10 protein-coding genes are annotated in these 11,653 nt (G+C 66.5%); 7 read left to right on the forward strand and 3 right to left on the reverse strand.

Annotation, left to right across the window (positions count from 1 at the left end; genetic code table 11):
* Window positions 1-180: 180 nt before the first annotated feature.
* Entirely contained in the window at window positions 181-1,419 is a 1,239-nt protein-coding gene (locus WKC72_RS29875) for a TetR/AcrR family transcriptional regulator (protein ID WP_128639116.1), read from the forward strand.
* Window positions 1,420-1,457: 38 nt separating this feature from the next.
* Here the strand turns inward: WKC72_RS29875 and WKC72_RS29880 are convergent, their stop codons facing one another.
* Entirely contained in the window at window positions 1,458-2,390 is a 933-nt protein-coding gene (locus WKC72_RS29880) for an oxygenase MpaB family protein (protein ID WP_112302204.1), read from the reverse strand.
* Between the two features lie 23 nt (window positions 2,391-2,413).
* Window positions 2,414-3,946, reverse strand: a complete 1,533-nt coding sequence (locus WKC72_RS29885) for an aldehyde dehydrogenase family protein (RefSeq protein ID WP_112302203.1) — start codon at window positions 3,944-3,946, stop codon at window positions 2,414-2,416.
* A gap of 158 nt (window positions 3,947-4,104) precedes the next feature.
* On the opposite strand from WKC72_RS29885, the gene WKC72_RS29890 reads away from it, so the two are divergent.
* Complete coding sequence (locus tag WKC72_RS29890) at window positions 4,105-5,247, forward strand: acyl-CoA dehydrogenase family protein (RefSeq protein WP_370180598.1); 1,143 nt, start codon at window positions 4,105-4,107, stop codon at window positions 5,245-5,247.
* Between the two features lie 47 nt (window positions 5,248-5,294).
* Entirely contained in the window at window positions 5,295-5,990 is a 696-nt protein-coding gene (locus WKC72_RS29895) for a GntR family transcriptional regulator (RefSeq protein WP_370180599.1), read from the forward strand.
* 15 nt (window positions 5,991-6,005) lie between these two features.
* Here the strand turns inward: WKC72_RS29895 and WKC72_RS29900 are convergent, their stop codons facing one another.
* Window positions 6,006-6,941: a triacylglycerol lipase gene (locus WKC72_RS29900; protein ID WP_112302201.1), complete on the reverse strand. Its 936-nt coding sequence runs from the start codon at window positions 6,939-6,941 to the stop codon at window positions 6,006-6,008.
* Between the two features lie 231 nt (window positions 6,942-7,172).
* Between WKC72_RS29900 and WKC72_RS29905 the strand changes: the two genes are divergently transcribed.
* The 4 genes from WKC72_RS29905 to WKC72_RS29920 are packed head-to-tail and all read left to right on the forward strand — an operon-like array spanning window position 7,173 to window position 11,567.
* Window positions 7,173-7,610 carry a chorismate mutase family protein gene (locus tag WKC72_RS29905; RefSeq protein WP_112302200.1) on the forward strand — a complete coding sequence of 146 codons (438 nt, stop codon included), beginning with the start codon at window positions 7,173-7,175 and terminating at the stop codon, window positions 7,608-7,610.
* On the forward strand, window positions 7,610-9,682 hold the full coding sequence (pabB, locus tag WKC72_RS29910; protein ID WP_370180600.1) for an aminodeoxychorismate synthase component I: 2,073 nt from the start codon (window positions 7,610-7,612) through the stop codon (window positions 9,680-9,682). Before WKC72_RS29905 ends, pabB begins: the two co-directional genes overlap by 1 nt.
* Window positions 9,679-10,611: a prephenate dehydrogenase/arogenate dehydrogenase family protein gene (locus tag WKC72_RS29915; protein WP_268790979.1), complete on the forward strand. Its 933-nt coding sequence runs from the start codon at window positions 9,679-9,681 to the stop codon at window positions 10,609-10,611. The genes pabB and WKC72_RS29915 overlap by 4 nt, the downstream gene beginning before the upstream one ends.
* On the forward strand, window positions 10,608-11,567 hold the full coding sequence (locus WKC72_RS29920) for a diiron oxygenase (RefSeq protein ID WP_268790980.1): 960 nt from the start codon (window positions 10,608-10,610) through the stop codon (window positions 11,565-11,567). The genes WKC72_RS29915 and WKC72_RS29920 overlap by 4 nt, the downstream gene beginning before the upstream one ends.
* The last annotated feature ends 86 nt before the right edge of the window (window positions 11,568-11,653 follow it).

The following is an 11,653-nucleotide window of genomic DNA, read 5'->3' on the forward strand; positions in this document are numbered from 1 at the left end:
TCTGCGCGTTCCTCACGTGTCAATACCTCTACGACGACGCCGCAACCAGATTCACCGGCAATTTCCGCGAATGTGGCGTGACGCTTTCACCGCACGCAACCCTCAGCCGACCCGACGATGCGAAAGTCTCGGTTAAGATCATCGACAGTTAAACTGGCAGATGACTGCCGATTACTGGAGGTGACCGTGGCTCGGACCAGCACGGCGGCCGGTGCCGCCACCGAGCGGCCGATCCGCCGTCGCCCGAAGAATCGCAAGGCCCAGATCGCGAACGTCGCCGCCGAGGCCTTCAGCGAGCGCGGCTACCACGCGGTCGGCGTCGACGAGATCGCTGCCACCATCGGGATCTCCGGCCCCGCTCTCTACCGGCACTACCCCAACAAGTACGCCCTGCTCGTACACGCCGCCACCACGACTGCCGACGCACTGCAGGCGGCAGCGGACGGCGCGCTGGACGGCGTTGCCGAACTCGAGCCCGGAGACCGACTCGATCATCTGATCTCCGCACTCGTCGCGAACACCATCGAGAACCGCAAGGTCGCCGGACTCTACCGCTGGGAGGGCCGGTACCTCGAGGCCGAGGATCGCACGCGCATCCGCGACGTCTTCGTTCACGTCACCCAGTGCGTGGCAGGCCCCCTGCGGGAACTGCGCCCCGAACTCACGTCCGTCGACGCGACGACGCTGGGGGCGTCGACGCTGAGCGTGATGGGGAGCATCAGCGCACATCGCACCACTCTCGCGACGCGCCGACTCGACGCGCTTCTGAAGTCTGCGTGCGAATCGATCCTGCGCGCGACACTGCCTCCCGCCGTCCCGACCGAAGGAAAGAACGCGGGCGCAGGTGCGGTACGCGGCCTGGCGGTGACGTCCAAGCGCGAGTTGCTGATCAACGAGGCCGTGAAGATCTTCGACCGGCACGGCTACCACGACTCGAGCATCGAAGAAATCGGCGCCGCGGCCGGCATCAACGCGTCGAGCGTGTACCGCCACTTCCCCAGCAAGGCCGACCTTCTCGCAGCGGTGTTCTACCGCGCGTCCGACCGGCTGGCCGTGGCCACCTCGGCGGCGCTGTCCACCGCCACCGGCCCCGAGGATGCGCTCCGCAAACTCGCCGAGTCCTACCTGGAACTCTCGTTCGGGAACCCGGAAGTGCTGTCGGTGTACTTCGCGGAGATCGGGAACCTCCCGAAGAACGAGCGGACCAATCTCCGCAACGTGCAGCGCCTGCACGTCGAGGAGTGGGTCCACCTGGTGACCGCCGTGCGCACCGAACTCTCGGCTCCGGAGGCGCGGTTCCTGGTACACGCGGCGCTGGGTCTGGTTCTCGACATCGGCCGACTGGTCCACTTCGACACCCGCGAGGAGTCGCGTGCGCGTCTCCACACCCTGATGACGGCGGTACTACTGGGCCACTGAGGCCGTGTCCCTGGACGAATCGCCCAGGGACACAGCCGTCACGCCGCCCGTCGACGGGCTCCGCGATGATTGTCGTTGTCCGCTCCCAGGTCACGGGGACGGTAGCCCACCGGGTATCCGGGGTAGCTCCGGTTGCGCCGATCCCGTGCGGCCTTGGACTCCCGGCGTGGCGGCAGGAACCGCACGAACCTCGCACGGGCCCCCAGCGCACGGCGGGACGCGTTCTGCAGCCAGATCGGGGCAGCGGGAAACCCGAACGCTGACAGCATCATCGGGTCGAGGAGGGCGTAGACCCCCTGCGCGACGAGCGGCCGGAGTGGTGCCGGAAACCAGGAACAGAACAGCTTCAGCGTGTACGTGCCGACACGATGGTTATCGTCGGTGTACCGGAAATGCTTCCGCTCGTACTCGGCCTTGAACCGGTAGAAGTCCTCGAAACTCTCGGGAATGTTCTTGATTCCCATTCGGATTCCCACCTGACGGTAGAAGTGGAAACACGCGAGACGCTCGTTCGGAGTCAGCCGCCGCCAACCGAAGCGGTCGATCCAGTCGATCGGCTCATAGATGAAGGTGGTCAGCACGTACAGCATGTCGTCGTTGTCGATGTCGTACTTGCCGTGCATGCGATTCACGACGCGCAGCGATTCGATGCCGCGCTCGGAGTCGTAGCCGTGTTCGACGAGTTCGGCCATCAGCAGAGCGGTGTCGTCATACCGCTTCTGCGGTCGTTTCTCGAACTCACCGGTGCGCTGCAACAGTTCCGAAATGGTGGGGACGCAGTACGTCCGGAACAGCGCGAACTCGAGGGACCGCTGGTAGTCCCACGGAAACTCGTAGCCCGCCGTGATGCGATGGATCTCCTGGTGATCGTCGACCGGGTCGAGTTCCTCGATGCGCCGCTGCCAGCCGTGCCTGCCCCGCGGAACCCCGCCCGGCGCGCCGGTGTCGGCGCGCTTGGTCTTCATCAGCATGTGAATACCCTCCTGCCGTGTGCTCAGCGTCCGTGCCGGTTCTTCAACATCCAGGCCGAGATCTTCATGTCCCGCGACTTGCGCTGCATGGTGAGCAGGTTCAGCGGAGCCGCGAACCTCTGCCGGGCGATGGATTTGACCCGGCTGAATTCGCGCAGACCGTCCGCGCCGTGGATGCGGCCGAAGCCCGAATCCCCGACCCCGCCGAACGGTAGCGCCGCCACGCCGGCGAACCCGAGCACCGAGCCGATCGTCACGACGCCGGCCCTGAGCTTGTCGGCAACCTGCATCGCCTTCGTCGCATCCTTGGTGAAGATGGATGCGCCGAGTCCGAACGTGGTGCCGTTGGCCTTCGTGACCGCTTCGTCGAGGCTGGCGACCTTGTTGATGACGACGGTGGGGCCGAACGTCTCCTCGCGGATCGCGGTGCTGTCCTCGGGAACGCCGGTCAGCACGATCGGCCCGACGTAGCCGTCCTTGATGGAGTCGAGTCCGCCCACCACCGCCGATCCGCCCTTGTCGAGTGCGTCCTGGACGTGGCCGCGGACGACGTCGGACTGACTGGTCATCGTCATTGGCCCGTAGGCGGCGTCCCGGGGGCCGGGGCGCAGGACCTTCGACTTCTCGGCGACCAGTCGGACGAACTCGTCGTAGGCCGAGTCGACGACGTATATGCGCTCGACGCCGGCGCACGTCTGTCCGGCGTTGCCCATCGCCCCGAACACCGCGAAGCCGGCCGCCTCGTCCAGATTCGCGTCGGCGTCGACGAGCATGGCGTCCTTGCCGCCCGCCTCGACGACGAGGGGGGTCAGCGTTTCGGCACACGCCGCCATGACGCGCTTGCCGGTGGCGGCGGATCCGGTGAAGGCGATCTTGTCGACCCCGGCCGAGACGAGAGCCGCGCCGGTCGACCCGTCTCCGGTGACCACCTGCAGCACGGGTTGGTTGGGGACGAGCGCCTTCCACTTGTCGGCGAGCCACACCGCGACCCCGGGGGTCAGCTCGCTGGGCTTGAAGACGACGGTGTTGCCCGCCGCGAGCGCATAGGAGATCGACCCCATCGGCGTGTACACGGGGTAGTTCCACGGCCCGATGACACCGACCACACCCATCGGCTCGTATCCGACGCTGCTGGCCTGGTTCGCGCTGACCAGGCCCGACGGCACCTTGCGCCGCTTCAGAACCTTGCCCGCGTTCTTCGCGGCCCAGTCGAGATGCTCGATGGCGAGCATCACTTCGAGGAGCGCGTCGTCGTACGGCTTGCCGGTTTCGGCGGCGACGAGCGCGGCGAGCTGCTCGCCGTCGCGGGCCATCGACTTCTTCCAGTCCAGGAGCCATTGCTTGCGCCCGTCGAACCCGAGTGCGTTCCACCACTGCGCGGCCGCACGGGCCGCGTCGACGGCGGCGCGCACCTCCTGCTCCCCCTGGATCGGGTACTCGGCCAGGACGTTGCCGTTGCGGGGGTCCAGGGACGCGAACGTCTTCGGCGCCTGCTCCGTCCGGGCCTCGGGCTGTTCGCCGGCCGTCGTCTCGGTCGTCTCCGCCTGCTGTGGCATGGTCGATGTCCTCCCTCGAGATCACATCAAATATATGTGATGTGATGTAATGTAGTGGACATCACAGTATGCGGCCGACCCCATCGCGGCAAGCCCCACACAGTCACCTCCGGCCGACCGATTCGCCGGCCCAATCAACCATGAGGAGTCCCCCGGACATGAGCGTCGAATTCACCAGTGAACAGAAGGACTTCGCAGCGGCGATCACCGATTTCTGCAAGCGCGAGAGCGGCACCCGCGAGCAGCGCGACAGGCTGACGAATCACGGCGAGCACAACCACAACCAGGACGTCTACGAGAAGATGGCCAAGCTGGGCTGGCTGGGCATCACCATTCCCGAGGAGTACGACGGCTCGGCCGCCAGCCACGTCGACATGTGCATCCTGCTCGAGGAGGCCGCCAAGGGGATGGCACCCATCGGCGGAATCGGGCCCACCCTGATCACGGGCGGCGCTTACGCGAAGTTCGGAACCGACGCACAGAAGGATGTCGTGCTGCGCGGCATCGTGGCAGGCCGATCACAGTCCATCTCGATGTCCGAGCCGGAAGCCGGTTCCGATGTCGGCAATCTCAGCACCCGCGCTGAGAAGACCGCCGACGGCTGGGTGATCAACGGACAGAAGACGTGGTGCTCCAACGCGCACTTCGCCGACAACATCCTGCTCGTGGCCCGCACCGGACGCGGCGACGGCAAGCACGAAGGCCTCACGATGTTCCACGTCCCCGCAGATACCGCCGGGCTGAAGATCAGCGGCATCGACACGATGGGCGGCAAGGAGGTCAACGATCTCTACTTCACCGACTGCGTCCTGCCCGAGGACGCGGTGGTGGGCGAGGTCGGCAACGGCTGGCGCCAGCTGATGACCGGCCTGAACTTCGAACGCCTGATCCTCGCCGCCATGATGCTCGGCACCGCTCAGCGCGCGTTCGCCGACACCCTCGACTTCGTCACCCAGCGCAAGCAGTTCGGGCGGCCCGTCGGATCGTTCCAGGCGCTGCGCCACCGCATCGCCGATCTCGCGACGGAGATCGAGTGCTGCAAGCTGCTCGTCTACAGCGTCGCCAAGGACGTCGACGCGAACCCGGACAAGATGCTGGCCCGCGAGGCGTCGATGGCCAAACTGAAGGTCACGGAGACGGCGAAGAAGGTCGCACTCGAGGGCATGCAGATGATGGGCGGGTACGGCTACGCCACCGAGTTCGACATGGAGAAGCACGTCCGCTCCACCATCGTGTCGACCATCTACGGCGGTACCAACGAGATTCAGCGCGACATCATCGGCAAGACCTACGGCTTGTAATCACCCCCTGCGGTTTATGCTGGTTTGCCGCATCGAAGGAGTTCTCCATGGCATCGCCCTCCGTGTCACGATCCCCAGCGGGCCGCACCCTGCGCCGCCGACCCCAGCTGTCGGACGACGTCGCCGTGCACGTCCGCAACCTGATCATGTCCGGGGGCGTTCGCCCGGGTGACTTCATCCGCCTCGACGAGACCGCGGCGGACCTGGGGGTCAGCGTCACACCTGTCCGTGAGGCGCTCCTGACCCTTCGTGGCGAGGGCCTCGTCGAACTGGTCCCCCACCGCGGGTACGTCGTCGCACCGCTCAGCCGGGACGACATCCACGACCTCTTCTGGCTGCAGGGGCAGATCGCCGAGGAACTCGCGGTCCGCGCGACGCGGTCGGCCACCCCGGAGGCCGTGGAGGAGCTGACCGCGATCAACGAGAAGCTGCGGCGCGCCGTCGAGGACGGCGACGCCGACCGCATCGAGGACCTCGAGTTCTCGTTTCACCGGGTCATCAACCGGCTTGCCGACGCGAGCAAGCTGTCGTGGTTCCTGCTCAGCGCCACCCGGTACACCCCGGTGCAGTTCTATTCGTCCGATCCGGCCTGGGGTGAGTCGGCGGTCAAGAGCCATCGCCGGCTCATCGCCGCGCTCGCCGACGGGAAGGCCGACGTAGTGGGTGCGGAGAACAAGGCCCACTTCATCGACGGCGCCCAGCGGCTGGTCGCGCATCTCGACGAGGTCGGCATCTGGGACTGACCGGCGCCACCGGTGTCAGCACGGTGCGGGGTTGCGATCTCCGTAGGTGGGGTCCAGAGCCCGCTGGATGATGTATACGGCGCGCGCATCGGTGGTCAGCTGGATGTGTTCGGACGTGTTCGTCTCGCAGCCGTCCTGGAGCCAGATGTTGTGCACGACGGCACCGGGACCGGCCGTCAGGAACGTGTTCTCCGGCGGGGTCGACACGGTGTCGCTGCGGCTGGCGACGACCGTGTACTCGATGCCCGGGTCGGTGTCGCCGCTGGCGTTGAGGACTTGCAGGAAGGGTGAGCCCACCATCTGCTGGATGTAGGACGGTCCGACCGCGACACCGGCGAGCGTCATGACCGGCACACCCAGTGCCTGCGCGATCGCACCGAGCGACTGGACGTCCCCGAAGCTGGTGCCGTGGTTGGTGGCGCCGAGTGTGACGAGCGAGTGCACCTTGTTCAGCGCGGGGTTCGTGCGGTCGGCGCCGCCGTCGAACCGCAGGTACTGGCGGGAGACCGTGCCACCGAGCGAATGCCCGATCATGTCGACCTGCGAAGCGCCGGTGGTGGTGCGGACCTGGTCGACGAATCCGGCGAGCTGCTGAGCGGACTCCGCGATGTCGGCGCCACCGAACATACGCATCAGGTTGCCCTCGGTCAGACCGGTGGCCTGTCCGTAATTGAGGGCGAACACGCAGTATCCCTCCGCCGTGAGCGCCGGCGCGAGGTCCTTCCATGTTCCCACCATGCCGGTCCACGTGCCGTGCACCAGCACGACGGGACGCGGATGCGCCGCGGACGGCTTACAGCTCCAGTCATTCGCCCCCGGCAGCACCGACAGGTCGGCCGCGGGTGCGGGTTCCGCTTCCACGGGATCCGCTGCCGCTGGTGCCGCACTGCACAGCATCACGATGCCTGCCAGCACGAACAACAGGGCCCTACTGGCCAACGATATACGCATATTCCTCGTATCCTGGGTTAGCGGAAATAGACTTCAGGTTACGTTAGCCAACCGTCCATCAAAGTCTCAACTTGAGATCGAGACTCTGGGGGTGATAACCCACCTGGTTCGTATTCGGCCGTTCGAACACACCCCTTCCGGCCATCCGGAAGGGCTCATGGAAACGAACCACCAACGACACACGATAGTCGGGATGAGAAAGCTACTGCCGATCGAGTGAGTGGGGCGACTATGTACTTCTCCGTAGGACAGCGGAACGGCGACGATTCCGGAGAGCATTCTGACGCCTCGGCGCAGCAGGCACTCGAGGGTCTGCGCGCGGAACTCGACGCAGTCGACGCGACCCTGCTCGAAGCGGTCCGGCAGCGCTTGGAGGTGTGCCTGCGCATCGGCGAACTGAAGCGACGCGAGCACATCGCCATGATGCAGCCAGGCCGGATCCACATCGTCCACGAGCGGGCGCGACAGTACGCGGACAGCCACTCACTGTCCCCGGAGTTCTTCGACTCGCTCTACGACCTTCTCATCGCCGAGACGTGCCGGCTCGAGGACCTCGTCATCAACGCGGAGCCCGCCGACGAGGGCGCCCGCCACAACGGACACCACGACCACCGTGACAACCACCACGTTCGTCACAGTTCCGTGCCATCTGCGAATGTCGAGTCGTGATGAGTACCCGGACGCTGTTGATCGACAATTACGATTCCTTCACCTATAACCTGTTCACTCTGCTGGCCGAGGTGAACGGTGAGCCCCCCACGGTCGTGCACAACGATGCGGAGTGGGATTCGATCCCCTGGTCCGACTTCGACAACATCGTCATCTCCCCCGGTCCCGGACGCCCGGAGCGGCAACGCGACTTCGGCATCAGTGCGCGCGTCATCACCGAGACCGAACTCCCCGTCCTCGGCGTGTGCCTCGGTCACCAGGGTCTGTGCCAGCTGTTCGGGGGCAGTGTGGTTCTCGCACCCGAACCGATGCACGGCCGCGTGTCCCTCGTCGAACACGACGGTTCCGAACTCTTCGCCGGCATTCCGTCACCGTTCCCGACGGTCCGCTACCACTCGCTGATCGTCGAGGATCTCCCCGACGACCTCGAGGCCACCGCCTGGACCGCCGACGGCCTGCTGATGGGTGTCCGGCACCGCACGCGTCCGCTGTGGGGCGTCCAGTTCCACCCCGAATCGATCAGCACCGCCTTCGGTCACGAACTGCTCGCGAACTTCCGCGATCTCACGCAGACGCATTCCGGGACACCCACGCACGGTTCGATGCTGAGAATCCCGATTCCCCACGCGCCGTACGTGGTCCAGCAGGTGCGCGTCGACCACGAAGTCGACCCCCGCACCACGTTCGAGGATCTCTTCGCATCCGGGCCCAACGCGTTCTGGCTGGACGGGACGTCGGCATCGGAACCGAATTCGCGATTCACCATCATGGGCAATTGTTCCGGCCCTCGCGCGGAGTACATCACGTACGACGTCAGCGAATCGATCGTCCGGATCACCCGCGAGGGATTGCCGGTCGAACAGGTGCACGCACCGTTCTTCGACTACCTCGAGCGGCAGCTGCAGGCCCGGTCGGTGCCCGGCCTCCCGGGTGTGCCGTTCGGCCTCGGCTACGTGGGGTACCTCGGCTACGAACTGAAGGCCGAGACCGGCGGCACGGCGGCCCACAAGTCGCCCACCCCCGACGCCGCGCTGGTGTTCGCCGACCGCGCCGTCGTCATCGACCATTCCGGCGAGCGCACCTACGCGCTGTGCCTGAGCGATCACCAGGACGATCCGGAGTTGCGCCGCTGGCTCGACGAGATGGAGGTGGCGCTGCATCGGCTGGCCGAGCCGGACAACCCGCCGACCGCGGTATCGCCGATCCGGAAGCCGGAGTCCGCCGAACTCGCCCTGCGCCACGAACACGACAAGTACCTCGAACACATCGCAACCTCGCTCGGTGAGATCCGGACCGGCGAGTCCTACGAGGTGTGCCTGACCAACATGGCGACGGTGGACCAGTCGATCGATCCCCTGCACACGTTCGAGTTGCTGCGTTCCATCAGCCCCACCCCGTACAGCGCGTACCTCCAGTTCGCCGGACTGTCGGTTCTCAGCGCCTCCCCCGAACGGTTCCTCAGGATCGGCGCGGACCGGGTGGTGGAGTCCAAACCCATCAAGGGGACGCGTCCACGCGGCGCCACCCCCGCCAAGGACGCGGCGCTTCGGCAGGACCTGCTCGACAGCGAGAAGGACCGCGCCGAGAATCTGATGATCGTCGACCTGACGCGTAATGATCTGGCCCGGGTGTGCGTTCCCGGATCGGTGCACGTTCCCAAACTCTTCGATGTCGAGACGTACGCGGCGGTGCATCAACTCGTGTCGACCGTGCGCGGCACCCTCAGCGCCGATGCCTCCGTCGTCGAGTGTGTTCGCGCCGCCTTCCCGGGCGGATCGATGACGGGCGCCCCGAAGATCCGGACCATGGAGATCATCGACCGGCTCGAGTCCGGGCCGCGCGGTGTGTATTCCGGTTCGATCGGCTACTTCTCGCTGACGGGGACGGCAGACCTGTCGATCGTCATCCGCACGATCGTCGCCACGGACAGCGAGGTGACGTTCGGTATCGGCGGGGCGATCACGGCACTCTCCGACCCGGAGGAGGAATTCGACGAGGCGATGGTCAAGGCCGCCACCATGTTGCGGGCACTGACCGTGACGGCAGACCGGCCGAACGAGATCGGGCCGTGAACGTCCCGGCCGCATCCGCCCGGACCGTCGCGCTGATCGGCGGTTCCGGCGATGTCGGCCGGATGCTGGCGACCCGGCTGCGCGCCGACGGAAACACGGTGCGCACCATCGACATCCGGTTCACCGACCGGTCCGATCCGGATCAGGTGAAGGGCGACGTCACCGACCCGTCGCCCGAGCTGCGGGCGGTGGTGAACGCCGCCGATGCGGTGATCCTCGCGATCCCCGAAAGTGCCGCGCTGGAGGCGATTCCGTTCGCGGTGGCGGAGTTGTCCGAACACGCCCTGCTGGTCGACACGCTGTCGGTGAAGTCCCGATTCGACGCCGCCCTGCGTGACAGTGCGCTGCGCAACGGCGCGGTCGGCATCAATCCGATGTTCGCGCCCTCCCTCGGACCGGAGGGCCGCCCGGTCGCGGCGGTGACCTACCGGGACAGCGGTGAGGTCGAGTGGTTCTTGTCGGTGCTGTCCGGCTGGGGGTCGTCGGTCGTCCGCCTGGACGCCGAACACCACGACCGGCTGACGGCAGCGACCCAGGCGCTGACCCACGCCGGCGTCCTCGCCTTCGGCCTCGCGCTCGCGGACCTCGGTGTCGACGGCGCCGAACTCACCGCGGTGGGGACCCCTCCTCATCTCGTGTCGCTCGCGCTCCTCGCCCGGGTCGGTGGAGGCGTCCCGGAGGTCTACCGGGACATCCAGGCGGGCAATCCCTTCGCGGGCGAGGCCCGCCGCGCGCTCGCCGCGGCGCTGACCACTCTCACGGAAACCGTCGAGCAGGGCTCGGAGGACGACTTCGCCTCGCTCATGTCCCGCTCGACGTCGGCGCTCGGCGACCGGAGCGAACCCCTCGCCCGGCTGTGCGCCGACCTCTTCACCGATCTCGTTCACAGACAGCCGCGGTCGTGGGACAGGAACGGAGATTCGTCATGACGCCCCAGAAGACTCCCTCGCTCCCGGAGTACGACCCGGCTGATCCGGTGGAGAGCGCCGTCGTGTCCCGGCTCGCCCGGAACTGGGGACAACGGGCGACCGTGAAGAAGCCGGAACCGGACCTCGACGCACTGTTCGACCTCGCCAAGCAGGACTACCCGAACGAGTTGCTGCCCTTCGCCGATCACGATCGGTTCCTGGGCATGAGCGAGGAGCAACGGAACCGGCTCCGGGCGTGGGCCTGGATCGCATTCAACAAGAATGTCATGGACATCGAGCAGTACGTGGTCAATCCCGGGTTCGACCTCGTCGCGCACGACGCCCTGGACACCGGGCTCGGAGACACGTTCGCCGTGGCCGTCCACCAGGCGATGGTCGACGAGCAGTACCACACCCTCATGCACCTGAACGCGAGCGCGGTCACGCGCAGGCAACGCGGTTGGGCGATGCCGAACAATGCCCTTCCCGACGTCCTCACGTTGCGCCGTCAACGCGCGGCGACTGCCGATGCCGCCGACCCGAGGAAGCGGGCGATCACGACGTTCGCCTTCATGACGGTGGCCGAGATCTCGATCAGCTCCTACCTCGACCTGATTTCCGAGAACGACGTCATCCAGCCGGTCAACCGGGCGACGGTCCGCCTCCACAACCGCGACGAGTACTGTCACGCCTCGATCGCCGACGACATCGCCGGCGTCGTTTACGACACTCTGAGCCCCGACGACCGCCGCCATTTCCTGGACGGGCTCGTCGACGCGATGACCGCATTCAGCAGCAACGACTACTCGACGTGGCACACCATCGTCGAACTCATGGATCTGGGCGGCGGTCAGGCGATGATCGACGACGCCGAACACGACACCCGCCGATCCGCACTGGTTCAGGATTTCAGTGGCATCCACAAACTGTGCAAGCACCTCGGCGTCGCGGGCGAGATGTCCTTCGAGTGGGCCTGACCCCGCGGCGACGGGAACCGGCGACAGGAACAGACGGGGCCGCATGGTGGGAAGGCTCGGTGCCTTCCCACCACGGGCCGTGGAGA

The organism is Rhodococcus wratislaviensis (genome assembly GCF_041228765.1).
GTDB classification, from domain to species: domain Bacteria; phylum Actinomycetota; class Actinomycetes; order Mycobacteriales; family Mycobacteriaceae; genus Rhodococcus_F; species Rhodococcus_F wratislaviensis.

What these genes read in the sequence shown, in the direction of transcription:
- WKC72_RS29920 (WP_268790980.1), top strand. Translation starts at nt 10,608, where the DNA reads ATGACGCCCCAGAAGACTCCCTCGCTCCCGGAGTACGACCCGGCTGAT.
- WKC72_RS29880 (WP_112302204.1), bottom strand. Translation starts at nt 2,390, where the DNA reads ATGCTGATGAAGACCAAGCGCGCCGACACCGGCGCGCCGGGCGGGGTT.
- pabB (WP_370180600.1), top strand. Translation starts at nt 7,610, where the DNA reads ATGAGTACCCGGACGCTGTTGATCGACAATTACGATTCCTTCACCTAT.
- WKC72_RS29895 (WP_370180599.1), top strand. Translation starts at nt 5,295, where the DNA reads ATGGCATCGCCCTCCGTGTCACGATCCCCAGCGGGCCGCACCCTGCGC.
- WKC72_RS29900 (WP_112302201.1), bottom strand. Translation starts at nt 6,941, where the DNA reads ATGCGTATATCGTTGGCCAGTAGGGCCCTGTTGTTCGTGCTGGCAGGC.
- WKC72_RS29905 (WP_112302200.1), top strand. Translation starts at nt 7,173, where the DNA reads ATGTACTTCTCCGTAGGACAGCGGAACGGCGACGATTCCGGAGAGCAT.
- WKC72_RS29890 (WP_370180598.1), top strand. Translation starts at nt 4,105, where the DNA reads ATGAGCGTCGAATTCACCAGTGAACAGAAGGACTTCGCAGCGGCGATC.
- WKC72_RS29885 (WP_112302203.1), bottom strand. Translation starts at nt 3,946, where the DNA reads ATGCCACAGCAGGCGGAGACGACCGAGACGACGGCCGGCGAACAGCCC.